Origin of the sequence: Agromyces sp. NPDC058126 (genome assembly GCF_042884595.1) — a bacterium.
Taxonomy (GTDB): Bacteria; Actinomycetota; Actinomycetes; order Actinomycetales; family Microbacteriaceae; genus Agromyces.
This window is the reverse complement of record NZ_JBHVTS010000005.1, coordinates 338,546-354,959: the sequence shown is the minus strand read 5'-3', so window position 1 is coordinate 354,959 and position 16,414 is coordinate 338,546. Positions and strand designations below refer to the sequence as shown.

The following is a 16,414-nucleotide window of genomic DNA, read 5'->3' as shown; positions in this document are numbered from 1 at the left end:
CGCTTGATCAGTCGAGTGCGCCGATGCGGGCGGCGATCGCGTCGCCGACCTCGGAGGTCGTGCGCGTCGCCCCGCCGCGTTCGGCGATGTCGGCGGCGACCGCCCGCGAGACCTTCGCCGAGGCCGCTGCGAGACCGAGGTGGTCGAGCAGGAGGGCGACGGAGAGGATGGCCGCGGTGGGGTCGGCGATGCCCTTCCCGGCGATGTCTGGAGCCGAACCGTGCACCGGCTCGAACATGCTCGGGAATCGGCCGTCGGGGTTGATGTTGCCCGAGGCTGCGAGGCCGATGCCGCCGCTGATCGCGCCGGCCAGGTCGGTGAGGATGTCGCCGAAGAGGTTGTCTGTGACGATGACGTCGAATCTAGCAGGATCGGTGACGAGGAAGATGGTCGCGGCGTCGACGTGCAGGTAGTCGACGGTCACGTCGGGGTACTCGGATGCCACGGCGTCGACCGTGCGCTTCCACAACGAGCCGGCGAAGACGAGCACATTGGTCTTGTGCACGAGGGTGAGCTTCTTGCGGGGGCGCGCGTTCGCGGCGGCGAAGGCGTAGCGCACGACCCGCTCGACGCCGTAGCCGGTGTTCACGGAGACTTCGTTGGCGACCTCGGCGGGGGTGCCGACGCGGATCGCGCCGCCGTTGCCGACGTACGGGCCCTCGGTGCCCTCGCGCACGACGAGGAAGTCGACGTCGCCCGGATTCGCGAGCGGGCTCACGACGCCCGGGTAGAGCACCGACGGGCGGAGGTTCACGTAGTGGTCGAGCTCGAATCGGAGCTTCAGGAGGAGCCCCCGCTCGATGTTCGCCCCGGCGAGGCGCGGGTCGCCCGGCACTCCCCCGACGGCGCCGAGCAGGATCGCGTCGTTGCCCTTGATCGCGTCGAGGTCGGCGTCGGTGAGCACGTCGCCCGTCTCGAGGTAGCGGGCCGCACCGAGGGAGAACGGCGTCTGCTCGAAGACGGTGTCGCCCCCGGCCGTGACCGCGTCGAGCACCTTCAGCGCCTCACCCACGACCTCGGGGCCGATCCCGTCACCGGGAATGACCGCGAGCTTGACCGTTCGACCCATGAATACTCCTTCGTGCGACAACCCCTCCAGCGTACTGCCGTCGCCCGCCGTGCCCCGTTCCATGACGGGGCACGGCAAGCCGGCACCCGGCGCTCAGTCCTGATGCGAGGGATTGCGCAGCGTCAGGGCTGCGATGGCCGCGGCCACGACCATGAGGCCGACGCCGATGAGCGAGGTCACCAGCACTCCACCGTCGAAGGCGACCGCCGCCGCGTGCATGAGCTCCTCGGCCTGCGCGGCGGGCAGCTCGGACGCCACCACCGCCGCGCCCGCGAGGGTTTCGCGCGAGGCATCCATCTGCGCCGCCGTGAGCGAGGCGGGCAGATCGATGGCGCTCGCGTAGTGCGCCGCGATGATGCTGCCGAGGCCCGCGGTGCCGAGCACCGCGCCGAGCTCGTACGCCGTCTCGGAGACCGCGGAGGCCGCGCCCGCCTTCGACGCCGGCGCGCTCGAGAGGATGAGCTCGTTCGACACCGTCTCGGCCATGCCGATGCCGATCCCGAGCATCGTGAAGGCGAGGATGACCGCGCCGAGCGATCCTTCGGACGCACCGAACGCGACGACGAGGTAGCCGCCCGCCGAGAGGGTGAGCGCCGCGGGCACGAGCAGCCTCGGGGCGACCCGCCGCGAGATCGGCACCACGACGAGGCCGGCGACGATCATCGCGAGGAGGCCCGGCAGGAGGGCGAGCCCGGCCTCGACCGGCGAGAGCCCGGCGATGATCTGCAGGTGCTGCGACACGAAGAACAGGAAGCCGACGAGCGAGATGACACTCAGCAGGTTCACGAGCACGGCGCCGCCGAACGGGCCGACCGTGAAGAGGCGCACGTCGAGCATCGGCGCCTCGCTCGCGAGCTGGCGGCGCACGAACAGGTAGCCGGCCGCGAGGCCGACGAGGATGAAGAGCGGCCCGGCCGCGTCGAGGCCCTCGGTGGCGAGGTGCTTGATGCCGAAGACGATCGGCGCCATCGTCGCGAGCGAGAGCAGGATGCTCCAGACGTCGATGCGGCCCGGGTTCGGGTCGCGGCTCTCGGTGATGAGCAGCGGCACGAGCACGAGCATCGGCACGAGCACCGGCACCGCGAGCAGGAACACCGAGCCCCAGGCGAAGTGCTCGAGCAGGATGCCGCCGACGAGCGGGCCGAGGGCGCTGCCCGCGGCGAACGCCGAGGCCCAGATCGCGATCGCCAGGCGGCGCTGCTCGCGATCGGCGAAGATCGAGCGCAGCAGCGACAGCGTCGAGGGCATGAGCATCGCGCCGAAGAAGCCGAGCGCGGCGCGCGCGGCGATGAGGAGCTCGGCGGACGGGGCGAATGCCGCACCGACCGACACGACGGCGAAGCCGATCGACCCGATCATGAGCATGCGGCGACGGCCCCAGCGGTCGCCGGCGCTGCCCATCGCGACGAGCAGGGCGGCGAGCACGAGCGGGTAGGCGTCGATGATCCAGAGCTGCTGGGCGGCCGTGGGCGCGAGGTCGCGCGAGATCTCGGGCAGCGCGAAGCTCAGCACCGTGTTGTCGATCGACACGAGGAGCGCGGGCAGCATGAGCACCGCGAGCGCGATCCAGGCGCGGCGCGGGGCGCGGCCCGAGGCGGTCGCGCGGACCGCGGCGCGGGTGCGCTTCGCGGCGGCGCGAGGCGTCGCGTCGGTCATCGGGGTGGTCGACGAATCGGTCGTCGGGGTCGTGGTGGCCGTCTGTTCGGTCATGGTTTCACTCAGTTTCTATACCGTCTAGTTGGTATAGTAACAGAAGCAAGCCGCGCGCCGTCAAGGTCGCCGGCACGTGATCGCCGCCGTTCAGGGAGAATCGACTCATGGCCCGTCCCCCAGCCGCTCGCGAAGCAGTGCTCGATGCGTTCGAGCGCCTGATCATCGCCGACGGCGAGCGCGCCGCCACCCTCGACGCGACCGCCCGCGAGGCCGGGGTGTCGAAGGGCGGACTGCTCTACCACTTCGGCTCGCGCAACGCGCTCATCGCCGGGCTCATCGAGCGACTGCACCGCCTCGTCGACGATGACGTCACCCGCATCGAGGAGGCTCCCGAGGGGCCGATCGCCTACTTCGTGCGGTCCTCGCTCGAGATCGAGACGGCCCTCGACCGCAGCTTCATCGCGACCGTACGACTCGCCCAGGGCGGCGACCGCGAGGCCGGGCAGGCCATCGAGGAGGTCCGCGAGCGCTGGCTCGCCGAGCTCGGCCGGTACGTCTCCGACCCGGCCCTCGCCATCGCCATCACGCTCATCGGCGACGGCCTCTACTACCACTCCGCCCTGCGGGCCGAGGCCGTCGACGACGCCGCGAGCGCGGGCGACTTCACCCCCGAGCAGATGGACGCGCTCGTCGCCCTGCTCGAACGCCTCGTCGCCGACGGCCGCTGAGACGACGGATGCCCCGGCGCGCGCCCCGCGAGGGGCGTCTCGCCGGGGCATCCGACCGATCGAGTGCTACTCGGTGATGTCGATCTCGACGAAGACCTTCGCGTCGATCGCCTGGCGCACCCGCTCGAGCACCTCGGCGGGCACCGGCGAGTCGACGGTGAGCACGCTGAGCGCGGTGCCGCCGGCCTCGCGACGGGCGATCTGCATGCCGGCGATGTTGATGCCGGCCTCGCCGAACTCCTGGCCGTAGACCGCGACGATGCCGGGGCGGTCGGTGTAGCTCATGACGATGTGGTGCTTCGCGATCGGCACCTCGAGGTCGTAGCCGTCGATGCCGACGAGCTTCTCGGTCTGCTTCGGACCGGTCAGGGTGCCCGACACCGACACCTGGGTGCCGTCGGCGAGCGCACCGCTCAGCGTGATGACGTTGCGGTACTCGGGGCTGTCGGCCTCGGTGATGAGCCGCACCTGCACGCCGCGCTGCTCGGCGAGGAGCGGAGCGTTGACGTACGACACCGACTCGGAGACGACGTTCGTGAACACGCCCTTGAGCGCGGCGAGCTTCAGCACGCTGACGTCGTAGTCGACGAGTTCGCCGCGCACCTCGACGTCGAGGCTCGTGAGGCCGCCGTGCTCGCCGTGCGCGAGGCCCGAGAACAGCTGGCCGAGCTTCTCGACGAGCGGGATGCCGGGGCGCACGTACGGGTCGATGACGCCGCCGGCGACGTTCACCGCGTCGGGCACGAGCTCGCCGGCGAGCGCGAGGCGCACCGACTTCGCGACCGAGATGCCGGCCTTCTCCTGCGCGTCGTCGGTCGAGGCGCCGAGGTGCGGGGTGACGATGAGGTTCGGCAGGCCGATGAGGGGCGACTCGCGCGGCGGCTCCTGCACGAAGACGTCGAGCGCGGCGCCGGCGATCTCGCCGGAGACGAGCGCGTCGTGCAGCGCCTGCTCGTCGATGAGGCCGCCGCGGGCGACGTTCACGACGTAGGCCGTCTTCTTCATCTGCTTCAGCTGCTCGGTGCCGATCATGCCGAGCGTCTCGGGCGTGCGGGGCATGTGGATCGTCACGAAGTCGCTGCGCTCGAGCAGTTCGTCGAGCGAGACCGTCTGCACGCCGAGCTGCTGCGCGCGGGCGGCGGTGATGTACGGGTCGTAGGCGATGACCTCCATGCCGAACGCCTGCAGGCGCGCGGTGATGAGGGCGCCGATGCGGCCGAGGCCGATGATGCCGACGGTCTTCTCGTAGAGCTCGGTGCCGGTGTACGACGAGCGCTTCCACTGGCCGGCCGAGAGCGAGACGTGCCCGGCGGGGATGTGGCGGGCGAGGCTCAGGATGTGGCCGATCGTGAGCTCGGCGGCCGAGATGATGTTCGACGTCGGCGCGTTCACGACCATGACGCCGGCCGTCGTCGCCGACTTCACGTCGACGTTGTCGAGGCCGACACCCGCACGCGCGACGACCTTGAGCTTGGGAGCTGCGGCGATCGCCTCGGCGTCGACCTGGGTCGCCGATCGGATGAGGATGGCGTCGGCATCGGCGAGCGACGACAGGAGCGCCGGTCGATCGGTGCCGTCGACCTGACGGATCTCGAAGTCGGGCCCGAGGGCGTCGACGGTGGCGGGCGAGAGTTCTTCGGCGATCAGCACGACCGGCTTTGACACGAACGGTTCCTTCGGAGCGATGCGCGCGGAAAGGCGCGCGGGGAGGAGCGCCTACGCCAGTGGGGGCGCCGTTACCCCGCCAACCATACTGGAGTGTTGCGCGCCATCACGTACTGTGACGGCTCGCGACGTCGCCGAGCCGGCGAACGGCTCAGACGACGACGCCGCCGACCTGGCCGAGCAGCACCGTCAGGCTCAGGAACAGCGCGGCCGAGACGCAGAGGCCCGCGAAGTACAGCGCGATGCGCGCGAGGATGCCTCGGCGCCGCCCCAACGCGAACGCCACCGCGAAGCACGCGAGCGGCGCGAGCAGGGCGACGATCATGACGGCCCATCCGGCCACGGAGAACGACAGGCCGATGCCGAGCAGCTGCACGATGCTCTCGACCACCTCCCACACGTCGAACGCGTAGAAGAGCCCGAACGCGACGGCGAGGGCGACGTCGAGCCAGAGCGGCAGGGCCGGGCCGGCGGCGGATGCCTCGGGCTCGGCGCCTGCAGGCACGGCGGATGCGGCGGTCATGCGGTCACTCCGAAGATGAAGGGCAGCGGCGCCAGCACGACGGCCCCGGCCACGAGCCAGGCGAGCCGCGAGCGGGCGGTGCGCGCTCCGCGCAGCGCGAGCACGAACCAGAGCGGGGCGGCGAGCACCGCGAGCCAGAGGCCGAGGCTGTACATGAAGTCGCCGACGACGCTCATGCCCGGCGTCGCCGTGCGGAGCGCCGTGATGATCCAGCCGATCGTGTAGAGCAGGTACACCCCGCCGAGCACGCCGAGGACGACGAGCTCGACCGAGCCGGTCTGCGCGCCACCGGCGGGTGCGACGGTGTCGTCGCCTTCCTCGGTGCCCGCATCCGTGCCGGTGCCGGTGCCTGCGTCCGCGTCCGAGCCGGCGCCCGTCCGGGGTGCCGTCGTCGCCGCGCCCTTCAGCGGAACCGGGGTGCCGACGGCCTTCCAGCCGGGGGCGAGGGTGGCGTCGTCGTCGCCCTCCCAGCGCAGGGCGTCGTCGTCGGCATCGGGGTCGGGGCGCATGGCTCCAGCCTAGCCAAGCGGGGGTGTCGCGGGGACGGCCGACGCGGCCGCGATCGCGGCGGCGACGAGTGCGGCGTCCGTCTCGTCGAAGCCGTCGACCCCGCCGCCGGGGCCGCTCGCGCCGCCCCGCAGCGCCCGGCCCCGCGCCGACAGGTGCACCGCGTCGACCCCGGCCGCGGCGAGCGCCGGGATGTCGTCGAGCTTCACGCCGCCGCCCGCCATGATCTGCATGCGGCCGGCCGCAGCACTCGCCATCTCGGCGAGGGCCTCGAGCCCGGCGCGGCAGTCGGGCGCACCGCCCGAGGTGAGCACGCGGCGCACGCCTCGCCCCGCGAGCGCGGCGACCGAACCGAGCGGGTCGGCCGAGGCGTCCACCGCGCGATGCACCGTGACCTCGGCCGCGCCGGCCGCCTCGACGAAGCGGGCGATCGCGTCGAGGTCGAGCTCGCCGCCCTCGGTGAGCGCACCGACGACGACGCCGTCGGCACCGGCGGCGACCGCCGCCCGGATCTCGCGGAGGATCGTGTCCTGCTCGTCGGCGTCGTACACGAAGCCGCCACCGCGCGGGCGCACGAGCACGTGCACGAAGCCGGTCGCACCGGCGTCGCGGGCGAGGTCGACCGCTGCCTCCACGAGCCCGGCCGAGGGCGTCAGCCCGCCGAGGCCGAGGGCCTGGCAGAGCTCGATGCGTGCGGCGCCGTTCGCGAGGGCGATGCGCGTGCCCGCGGCATCCTGAACGGCGATCTCGACGGGGAGCGGGGAGGCGACCATTCTCGACAGCGTACCCGCCGCGCGAACCCTCGGCGGCGCTCTGTCCCCCGACGCCGCCCGTCCAATATGCTCATCGCGGCACACAACAGGAGGGGGCCACGTGGCAGAGCAGCGCAAGAAGAAGATCGTACGGGTCGAGACGCCCGAGGGGCAGGCGGCGGAGGCCGGATCGACGGCGACGACGACCGCGGCGCCCACGTGGACGCCGACGCCCGAGGCGAAGCAGAAGGCGCTGCGGTTCCGGCTCATCGCGGGCGGCCTGTGGCTCCTCGCCATCGCCGGCGAGGCGTTCACGATCTTCTGGGTGCTCCGGCAGGTGCCGGTCGTCATGTGGCTCCTGATCACGCTCATCGTCGTGATCGGCGCGCTCGCGATCGGCGGCTCGCTGCTCTGGAAGCAGGCGAACCGCCTCGACCCAGCGTCGAAGGAGGACAAGGTCCGCTTCTTCGTGCAGAACCAGCTCGGCGCCATCATCGCCGTGATCGCGTTCCTGCCGCTGATCATCCTGATCTTCACGAACAAGGACATGGACGGCAAGCAGAAGGCGCTCGCCGGCATCATCGCGATCGTCATCGGCGGCGGCGCGATCGCCCTCGGCGTCGACTACGCCCCGCCGTCGGTCGAGCAGTACACCGAGGAGTCGAACATCGTCGCCCAGCTCACCGGCGAGGACCTCGTCTACTGGACGAAGTCGGGCAAGGTGTTCCACGTCTGCGAGGACGTGCCCGACGTCAACAAGGAGTCGCAGGACGGCCAGATCTACGAGGGCACCGTCGCCGAGGCGCACGCCGCCGGCAAGGACCGCCTCGTCAGCTACTGGGAGCGCGAGGCCGTCAACTACTGCGGCTACACGCAGGAGCAGGTCGACGCTGTGATGGCCGACGTCGACGCCCCCGCCGACGAGGCGCCCGCCGAGGGCGACGTGCCCGCCGATGAGGATGCCACGGAGGAGACGCCCGCCGCGGAGTAGCACTCCCCGCGACCGCGAACGACGGCCCGCCCGGCTCCCCCGGTGCGGGCCGTCGTGGTCTCTGCGCTCGGACTCGGCACGATCACCACCCGTTCGTGGGGAGATCGTGGAGGCCTCGCGGATCGTCGTCGTTCACCGTGCGGCGCTCCGATCGCGGCAGCTTGGTGAGCGTCGGATCGCTCCGCAGCCCGTGCGGCTCGGCCGGACGGATTCCGGGGCGGACCTCTTCCGTATCGGTGTCCACCGATGCCGGAACGCCGGAGCTGGCGTCTCCGTGGAGGCCGCGCGGATCGTCGTCGTTCACGAGCAGGTTACGGGCACGCTGCACGTCGAGCGGCACGGTCGCGACCGAGGCCGACCCGGACCCGCGATCCGGTTCCGACGCGGGCGCTGCGCCGTCGGAGCAACCGGCGAGACCGACGCCCGCGAGAAGGGCGAAAGCGACGGCGGTCGTGCCGACCCGCCGGCGAGGTGTGTTCGATGCGGTGTTCATGACCTCACCGTCTCCCGCGCCGGTATCCGCTCGGCGCCCGACCAGTATCCGTCCGGTATCCACCCCTCGGATCGGGGATTGACCGTGGCGTCCGCGCACGCGCAGACTGCTCACGTGACCGTTCGCGTCCTCGGGACGCTCGATCTCGACGGTGTCCCGATCAGCCCGCGGGAGCGGGCGTTCCTCGCCGCACTCGTCCTCAGAGCCGGAAGCACCGTCGCGCCCGACGAACTCGCCGATGCGGTGTGGGGTGAGCAGCCGCCCGCCACGTGGGCCAAGCAGGTGCAGATCGCCATCGCGCGGCTTCGCCGCCATCCGGGCTCACCCCGGATCGCGACGAGCCCGGATGGATACCGGGTCGAGATTCCCGACGACGGTGTCGACGCGGCGGAGTTCGAACAACTCGTCGCCGCCGGACTGCGCCACATGGGCTCCGGCGCACCCGACCGCGCCGAAGCCGCCCTCGTCAAGGCGCTCGCACTATGGCGGGGCTCCGCCTACCCGGAACTGGCCGACTGGCCACCGGGCGCGGCCGAGTCGCACCGTCTCGACGAGCTCCGCGAGTTCGCACAGGAGGAGCTGCTGTCGAGCCGCCTCGCGCTCGGTCGCAGCTCCGAACTCGTCGGCGACGCAGAACTGCTCGTGCGGAACTCGCCGCTCCGCGAGCGACGATGGGAGCTGCTCGCGACGACGCTCTACCGCAGCGGCCGTCAGGCGGATGCCCTCGCCGCGATCCGGGAGGCCCGCCGGCGTTTCGACGAGGACCTCGGCATCGAGCTGTCGGACCGGCTGTCGGAGCTCGAGGGCGCGATCCTCCGGCACGACGCAGCCCTCGCCGCACCCGTGAGGGGTCTCTCGGTCGATGCGGACTGCCCGTACCGCGGGCTCGACGCCTTCGACGCCGACGACGAGCGGGAGTTCTTCGGACGCGACCGCGAGGTCGCCGCCGGTCTGACCCGGCTCGAGCACTCGAGGTTCGTGGCGTTTGTCGGCCCCAGCGGCTGCGGCAAGTCGTCGCTCATCAGGGCCGGCATCGTGCCCGCCCTGCGGCGGCGCAGCCACCGCGTCGATGTGCTCCTCCCCCGGCGCAGCATCACCGCCGCGCTGTCTGATCGCCTCGGCCGGCAGGGCTCATGCGACGTGCTCGTCATCGACCAGTTCGAGGAGCTGCTGCACCTCGGTCTCCGCCCCGACGAGATCGAGGCATTCGGCCGCGGGATCGCCCGGTTCATCGACGCCGGCGGAACCGTCATCGCCACGGTGCGCAGCGACCACCTCGACGACTGCGCGGCCCTGCCGCACCTCGCCGGCCTCTTCGCGGGCGGCGTGCAGCTGGTGCCTCCCATGGGAGCCGAGCAGCTGCGCGAGGCCATCGAGGGCCCAGCCGCGGCAGCCGGACTGCGACTCGAGGCGGGGCTCGCGGAACTCATCCTGCGCGACGCCGCCGGTCGGCCGGGCGTGCTGCCGCTCGTCTCCCACGCGCTCGTCGAGACCTGGCTGCGGCGCGACGGCGCGACGCTCACCGTCGCCGGCTACGAGGATGCGGGCGGGCTCTCCGGTGCGATCGCCCAGTCGGCCGACCTCATGTACCGCCGGATGTCGCCCGAGGAGCGCGAGGTCTGCCGAGCGACGATGCTGCGGCTCGTCGCGCTCGGCAGTGACGGCACCCCCGTCAGGCGGAGCCTGCCGACGAGCGTGCTGCACGAGGACGAGACTCGCGAGCGCGTGCTCGCACGGCTGTCGGACGCCCGGCTCGTGAGCGCCGACGAGTCGGTCGTGGTCGTCGCGCACGAGGCGCTCGCCGATGCGTGGCCGAGGCTGCACAGCTGGCTCGAGCAGGATGCGGCGGGTCTTCGCACCATGCACGCGGTCGCCAACGCCGCAGAGGCCTGGGACACCGGCGACCGTCTCGACGAGGACCTCGCCCGCGGCGCCCGCCTGGAGGCCGCGCTCGAATGGGCGGACGGCGCCGACCGCTCGCTGACCGCGGTCGAGACGGAGTTCCTCGCCGCATCGGCCGAGCACGAGGCATCCGACCGCCGAGCGCTCGAGGAGCGCGCGAAGACCGACCGCCGACAGAATCGTCGCCTGCGGAGCCTGCTGATCGCCGCCGGGGTGCTCATCGTCGCGCTCGTCGGCGCCAGCGCTTTCGCCGGCTACAACGCCGGCGAAGCCGAGCTCCGGCGGAACGACGCCGCGATCGAGGCACTCGTCGGCAAGGCACTGTCACTGCGCGGCTCGGAGCGGGATGTCGCGGCATTGCTCGCGGCGGAGGCGTACCGTCGCTGGCCTGACGATGCGCGCACGCACGCGGGACTGATGGGCATCGTGAGCGGCGTCGGCGGGTTCCTCGGCAACGCGTTCACCGAGGACGCGGGCGAAGCCGTGGGCGCGGTGATCCCCGGAACCCTCACCGCCCTCATCTCGAGCGACGACGGCGGGCTGGCGGTGCGCGAGCTCGACGACGCCTCGCTCGTGCGCGAACTCGACCTCGGCTTCAGGACGGAGCGTCAGAGCCGTCTCGTCGGCGTCAGCGGCGACGGCCGAGTCGGTGCCGTGCTGTGGGGCGAAGACACCGATCCGGAAACCGGCTCGGCGCATACCGGTTCGACCGCGTCATCGACCCTCGTCGTCGTCGATCTGGACGACGGCCGTCGCCTCCTGGGTCCGCTCCGCGTGGACGTGGGGGTCGGCACCAGCATCGGCGTCGGCGCGCTCGCCCTCGATCGGACGGGCGAGGTCGTCGCAATCGCCGACTTCGACAACGGCAGCGTCCGGCTCGTCTCGGTGGCCGACGGCACGGTCGAGCGCATCGACGGCGAGCGGACGGCAGCGCGCGAGGCGAACACCGAGGCCGGACCGTCGGCCACGCTCGCCTTCGACGAGGATGGGCTCGTGTACGTCGGACGTGTCGACGGCCGCCTCGAGATCGTCGATCCGACGACCGCAGAGGTCGTCCGTACGATCGCGGTACCGCCAGGATCGGCCCACGCCGCGATGACGATCCGAGCCGATGGCGAGGTCCTGGCTGCCGGCGATGCCGCCGTCGTCGCCATCGACCCCGTCACCGGTCGCACGCGATGGGCCACAGCCCTCCCCGAGGGCATCCCGGGCGCGTGCGCGTGGATCGCCGTCTCGGAGCCGACCAGCGCCGTCTACTGCGCAGGCATGTTCGGCCGCATCCAGGGGTACTCGCTCGACGACGGGCACCCCACCCGTCAGCTCGACGCACTGCTCGGCACCGTCGGGTCGATCACGACGATCGACGAAGGTGCCGAGCTCGTCACGATCGCGGTCGGGCGTGGAGCGATCTCCCGTTGGCGGCTCGACGGCGGCGGGCCGGTGAACCGCCTCATCGCGCCCGGCTGGATCGCGACAGGCGGGTACGCGTTCGAGGGAAGCACGCTGCTCGCCCGCCCGCGAGCCGAGGCGGGCGGCGACGAGGTCCGGGAGACCGCGATGATCGACACCGCCGACGGCTCGGCGACCTCGCTGGGGGACGCGTTCGACGGGCTCGCTTGGGCGGCCGGCGGGCGGCTCACGGGCTGGGAGGTGGCGCGAGATCGCCCCGTCCTCATCGACGCCGACACGAGGCAGGTCGTCGCCGGACTGCCCCGCGACGCGTACCGCTGGTGGCCGTCGCTCGACGGACGTCGCCTCTACGTCGCCCGCGACGGTGATTGGGTCGTCGGCGTCGACGCGTCGACGGGCGAGATCGAGGGGCCGTCGTTCCACGGCTTCGAGGGCAGGTTCGGGGTCATGGGGGTCGCCGAGAGCCCCGACGGGCGCGAGGTGTCGATCACGTACTTCCCCGGCGTGACGCGCCACACCGTCTTCGACGCGCGCACCGGCGAGCGTCTCGCCACCAACGATCTGTACGTCACCGTGCTGCTGGCCGACGGCGGCATGATCTCGTTCAGCGACAATCGCATCACCCGCTTCGCCGACATCGACGGCGACGACCCGGTCGCGCTGGCCGGTACGGCGGGCGGGCTCGGCGTGGTGTCGGTGAGCTCCGACGCGCGCCTCGTGCTCGTGCGCGCGGCCGACCAGTCCGCGTCGCTCTTCGAGTTCCCGCGCGGCGTCCGCCTCGGCGAGCCGTTCCCAATCGACTCGCCGGGGCTCGTCGACGCCGCCGTCCGCCCCGACGGAGGCGAGATGGCCGTCACCGTCGCCGAGGGCATCATGATCTGGGATCTCGAGCCCGAGCACCAGTTCGAGGCCGTGTGCCGCATCGCCGGGCGCAATCTCACGGAGCAGGAATGGCGCACCTACCTGCCCGGGTTCGACGGGCCCCGGTCCACCTGCGGTTGACCGGGGCCGGCCGCTCAGAACACCGGCACCCCGTTCCGCACGAGCTTCCAGTTCTCGACGTGGAAGCTCGGCGGGTCGATCGTCCCGGCCGCTGAGGCGTACGCCACGATCGCCTCGCGGATGGCGACCTGCGCGTTGTAGACGACCGGCGCCGTGGCGATGTGCGGGAACCCGCCGCCGCCCGACTGGCGGTAGTTGTTGACCGCCACGAGGAACCGCTGGTCGTCGGCCACCGGCGCGCCGTCGTACGTGAGCGGCGAGATACGCTGCCCGATCGGCTTCGAGAGGTCGATCGTGTACTCCACGCCCGAGAACTGGTCGTAGTTGTAGTCGGGGGTCGACGCGGCCCTGGGGGTCGGGGCGTTCGTCCACGCGGCCGGGTCGATCGGAGCGTCGGGGGCGACGGGCTTGAAGTACTCCGCCGAGAACTCCAGGTACTCCCTGATCTGCTTCCCGGTGAGGACCGACGCCATGAGCGTGTTGTCGTAGATGTAGAGCCCGGCGACGTCCTTGATCGTCACCGACCCCTGCGGGAAGCTCGCGGCCCGGTTGAACGGGGCGGCGATCGAGACGATCGGCAGGGATGCCTCTGCGGTGCCCGCGACCGCGGCGCGCACCGTCTCGGTCTGCACCTCGTTGACGTAGTCGAGGATCGCCGTGTCCTTCCAGCACGACTCGGCGGCGAGCATCTCCTCGGTCGAGGTGGCGACCGCCGAGTTCATGTAGTCGACGACCGCGTCGTGCTGTTCGCGCACGAGGGCCACGAACTCGGGGTCGTCGACGACGGTGTTGGTGTTGACCGTCACGGCCTTGCTCGTCGCGACCCGCCAGCGCCCCTTCTCGAACTCGAGTCCGAGATCGAACACGCTGACGCGCTGCCCCCAGTTCTTCGGCTCGCTCATGATGACCTGCTTGCCCGTGGCGAGGTTCGTGACGAAGCGCTCGGGCACCTCGCGGTGCGCATGGCCGAACAGGATCGCGTCGATGCCGGCGACCTGCTCGGCGACGAGCGCGGCCGCGTTCTCGACCGGCAGGCCGCCGGAGTACGACGACGTGCCGCTGTCGCCGGAATGCGCGCTCACGATGACGATGTCGGCGCCCTTCGAGCGCATCACGGGCACCCAGCGCGCCGCCGCCTCGACGAGCCCCTGCACCTCGACACGGCCGTCCACGTTGGCCTTGTCCCAGATGACGACGCCCGGGTTCGTGAGCCCCAGCACGCCGACCCGGATCGGCGGACGGCCCTTCACCTTCAGCGTGGTGATCGTGTACGGGGTGAATCTCGGCACCTTCGTTCCGGCGTGCACCGCGTTCGCCGCGAGCACCGGTGCGTCCATCTGCGAGATCCAGTGGTCGAGGAAGTCGAGGCCGTAGTTGAACTCGTGATTGCCGAGCGCGACGGCGTCGTAGCCGAGTGCGTTCATCTGCGCGGCCATCGGGTGGATCGCCCCGGTCTCGGTGACCGGCTCGACCGTCGCGTAGTAGAAGCCGAGCGGCGTGCCCTGGATCGTGTCGCCGGCGTCGAACAGCAGGGTGCGGTCGGCCCCGCGATCGGCCCTGATCTGCTTCACGACGCTCGCCACCCGGGCGAGGCCGACGACGTTGCCGCCGCTGTCGCTGTACGTCGCGTCCTTGTAGTAGTCCCAGTTGACGACGTTGGTGTGCAGGTCGGAGGTGCCCATGACCGTGATCGTCACGGTCTTGTCGTTCGGTGCGGCCTGGGCGGGGCCCGCCCATCCGGCGGCGGCGAGTGCGCTCGCGGCGGTCGCACCGATCAGGACGTTGCGTCGGGAGACACCGGAGGGCGTGGCCGCGACGTCATCGTCGGGCACGGCGCACGAGCACCAGCGAGGGGCGGGTTCGGGGTGACGATGTGAGAGTTCGCTCATGCCACCGAATACGACCACGGTGGGATGCCCCGTGGCAAGGGGTCGACGGCGAATTCGTCGTGCTCATTCGCGCACGACGGCGAACGGCCCGCCCCGGAGTGTTCCGGGGCGGGCCGTTGGAAGGATGAGACGCTCAGCGAGCGACCTCGCCGTCGCGCCGCGCCGACACAGTCGGTGCGCCATGGGCGCAGTGTCGCGCGGCTGCGTCGACGCGTGAGGACGCGAGCGTCAGCGAGCGACCTCGCCGTCGACGTAGTCGTCGTCGTCCGACGAGTTCCACGCGAAGAGCTTGCGCAGGTCGCGGCCGGTGGTCTCGATCGGGTGCTGCTCGCCCTTGGCGCGGAGCTCCAGGAACTCCTTCTGGCCGTTGTCCTGGTCGGCGATGAAGCGCTTCGCGAAGGTGCCGTCCTGGATGTCGGAGAGCACCGCCTTCATGTTCTCCTTGACCGACGGGTCGATGACGCGGGGGCCCGACACGTAGTCGCCGTACTCGGCGGTGTCGGAGACCGACCAGCGCTGCTTGGCGATGCCGCCCTCCCACATGAGGTCGACGATGAGCTTCAGCTCGTGGAGCACCTCGAAGTAGGCGATCTCGGGCTGGTAGCCGGCCTCGACGAGGGTCTCGAAGCCGTACTGCACGAGCTGCGAGGTGCCGCCGCAGAGCACGGCCTGCTCACCGAACAGGTCGGTCTCGGTCTCCTCGGTGAAGGTCGTCTTGATGACGCCGGCGCGGGTGCCGCCGATGCCCTTGGCGTACGACTTCGCGAGGTCCCAGGCGGTGCCGGTCGCGTCCTGCTCGACCGCGATGATGTCGGGGATGCCACGACCGGCGACGAACTCGCGGCGCACCGTGTGGCCGGGCGCCTTCGGCGCGACGAGGATCACGTCGACGCCCGCGGGCGCCTCGATGTAGCCGAAGCGGATGTTGAAACCGTGGCCGAAGACGAGCGCGTTGCCCTCGACGAGGTTGTCGCGCACCGACTCCGCGTAGATGTGGCGCTGGTACTGGTCGGGCGCGAGGATGACGACGACGTCGGCCCAGGCGGCCGCGTCGGCGACGTTCTTGACCTCGAAGCCGGCCTCTTCGGCCTTCTGGATCGACTTCGAGCCCTCCTTGAGGCCGATGACGACCTCGACGCCCGAGTCGCGCAGGTTCTGCGCGTGGGCGTGGCCCTGCGAGCCGTAGCCGATGACGGCGACCTTCTTGCCCTGGACGATCGAGAGGTCGGCGTCCTGGTCGTAATACATCTCAGCCATTGCTGTTTTCTCCTTGGTGTGGGTTGCGTGAGGGATGTTTCGGCGCGCGCCGCGGCATCCGTTTCAGTTCTTGAAGACGCGCTCGGTGATGGACTTGCCGCCACGACCGATCGCGAGGAGGCCCGACTGGGCGATCTCCTTGATGCCGTAGGGCTCGAGCACCTTGAGCAGCGCCTGGGTCTTGCCCGAGTCGCCAGTGACCTCGATCACGAGGGCATCGGTCGCGACGTCGACCACGCGGGCGCGGAAGAGGTTCACGGCCTCGAGCACCTGCGAACGGGTCGTGTTGTCGACGCGCACCTTGATGAGCAGGTGCTCGCGCTGCACGGACTGGGCGGGGTCGAGCTCGACGATCTTGATGACGTTGATCAGCTTGTTGAGCTGCTTCGTCACCTGCTCGAGCGGCAGCTCCTCGACGTCGACGACGACCGTGATGCGGCTGAGGCCCTCGATCTCGGAGTGGCCGACCGCGAGTGACTCGATGTTGAAGCCGCGACGGGCGAAGAGGCCCGCGACGCGGGTGAGCAGACCGGGCTTGTCCTCGACGAGGAGGGAGAGCACGTGGGTCGACAT

13 protein-coding genes are annotated in these 16,414 nt (G+C 71.3%); 3 read left to right on the top strand and 10 right to left on the bottom strand.

The genetic code is table 11. The features are described 5' to 3' along the window. Window positions 1-7 precede the first annotated feature (7 nt). Window positions 8-1,069 (bottom strand): 3-isopropylmalate dehydrogenase, encoded by a 1,062-nt coding sequence (locus ACFVTR_RS16580; protein ID WP_387039077.1) that lies wholly within the window; start codon window positions 1,067-1,069, stop codon window positions 8-10. A 93-nt stretch (window positions 1,070-1,162) separates the two neighbouring features. After that, window positions 1,163-2,725 carry an MFS transporter gene (locus ACFVTR_RS16575; RefSeq protein WP_387039164.1) on the bottom strand — a complete coding sequence of 521 codons (1,563 nt, stop codon included), beginning with the start codon at window positions 2,723-2,725 and terminating at the stop codon, window positions 1,163-1,165. A 161-nt stretch (window positions 2,726-2,886) separates the two neighbouring features. Between ACFVTR_RS16575 and ACFVTR_RS16570 the strand changes: the two genes are divergently transcribed. After that, entirely contained in the window at window positions 2,887-3,450 is a 564-nt protein-coding gene (locus ACFVTR_RS16570; protein WP_387039075.1) for a TetR/AcrR family transcriptional regulator, read from the top strand. A gap of 66 nt (window positions 3,451-3,516) precedes the next feature. Here the strand turns inward: ACFVTR_RS16570 and serA are convergent, their stop codons facing one another. The 4 genes from serA to ACFVTR_RS16550 all read right to left on the bottom strand — a co-directional run bounded on the left by serA (window position 3,517) and on the right by ACFVTR_RS16550 (window position 6,918). Then, window positions 3,517-5,115 carry a phosphoglycerate dehydrogenase gene (gene serA, locus ACFVTR_RS16565; protein WP_376947734.1) on the bottom strand — a complete coding sequence of 533 codons (1,599 nt, stop codon included), beginning with the start codon at window positions 5,113-5,115 and terminating at the stop codon, window positions 3,517-3,519. Between the two features lie 151 nt (window positions 5,116-5,266). After that, window positions 5,267-5,638, bottom strand: coding sequence for a bacitracin resistance protein (locus tag ACFVTR_RS16560; protein ID WP_387039073.1), 372 nt, complete (start codon window positions 5,636-5,638; stop codon window positions 5,267-5,269). Continuing rightward, the gene (locus ACFVTR_RS16555; RefSeq protein WP_387039071.1) at window positions 5,635-6,147 is read right to left on the bottom strand and encodes a DNA polymerase III subunit gamma/tau; all 513 of its coding nucleotides are present in this window, start codon (window positions 6,145-6,147) and stop codon (window positions 5,635-5,637) included. Before ACFVTR_RS16555 ends, ACFVTR_RS16560 begins: the two co-directional genes overlap by 4 nt. 9 nt (window positions 6,148-6,156) lie before the next feature. Further along, the gene (locus tag ACFVTR_RS16550) at window positions 6,157-6,918 is read right to left on the bottom strand and encodes a copper homeostasis protein CutC (RefSeq protein WP_387039068.1); all 762 of its coding nucleotides are present in this window, start codon (window positions 6,916-6,918) and stop codon (window positions 6,157-6,159) included. Window positions 6,919-7,018: 100 nt separating this feature from the next. On the opposite strand from ACFVTR_RS16550, the gene ACFVTR_RS16545 reads away from it, so the two are divergent. Then, on the top strand, window positions 7,019-7,888 hold the full coding sequence (locus ACFVTR_RS16545) for a hypothetical protein (protein WP_387039066.1): 870 nt from the start codon (window positions 7,019-7,021) through the stop codon (window positions 7,886-7,888). A gap of 82 nt (window positions 7,889-7,970) precedes the next feature. On the opposite strand, the gene ACFVTR_RS16540 is transcribed toward ACFVTR_RS16545, so the two are convergent. Beyond that, entirely contained in the window at window positions 7,971-8,381 is a 411-nt protein-coding gene (locus ACFVTR_RS16540) for a hypothetical protein (RefSeq protein ID WP_387039063.1), read from the bottom strand. Window positions 8,382-8,495: 114 nt separating this feature from the next. Between ACFVTR_RS16540 and ACFVTR_RS16535 the strand changes: the two genes are divergently transcribed. Beyond that, entirely contained in the window at window positions 8,496-12,695 is a 4,200-nt protein-coding gene (locus tag ACFVTR_RS16535; protein WP_387039060.1) for a BTAD domain-containing putative transcriptional regulator, read from the top strand. A gap of 14 nt (window positions 12,696-12,709) precedes the next feature. Here the strand turns inward: ACFVTR_RS16535 and ACFVTR_RS16530 are convergent, their stop codons facing one another. From ACFVTR_RS16530 to ilvN, 3 genes are all read right to left on the bottom strand, one after another. Continuing rightward, window positions 12,710-14,584 carry a bifunctional metallophosphatase/5'-nucleotidase gene (locus tag ACFVTR_RS16530; protein WP_387039057.1) on the bottom strand — a complete coding sequence of 625 codons (1,875 nt, stop codon included), beginning with the start codon at window positions 14,582-14,584 and terminating at the stop codon, window positions 12,710-12,712. A 228-nt stretch (window positions 14,585-14,812) separates the two neighbouring features. Continuing rightward, complete coding sequence (gene ilvC / locus ACFVTR_RS16525) at window positions 14,813-15,841, bottom strand: ketol-acid reductoisomerase (RefSeq protein ID WP_157424884.1); 1,029 nt, start codon at window positions 15,839-15,841, stop codon at window positions 14,813-14,815. Window positions 15,842-15,904: 63 nt separating this feature from the next. Next, the gene (ilvN, locus tag ACFVTR_RS16520) at window positions 15,905-16,414 is read right to left on the bottom strand and encodes an acetolactate synthase small subunit (protein ID WP_376947716.1); all 510 of its coding nucleotides are present in this window, start codon (window positions 16,412-16,414) and stop codon (window positions 15,905-15,907) included.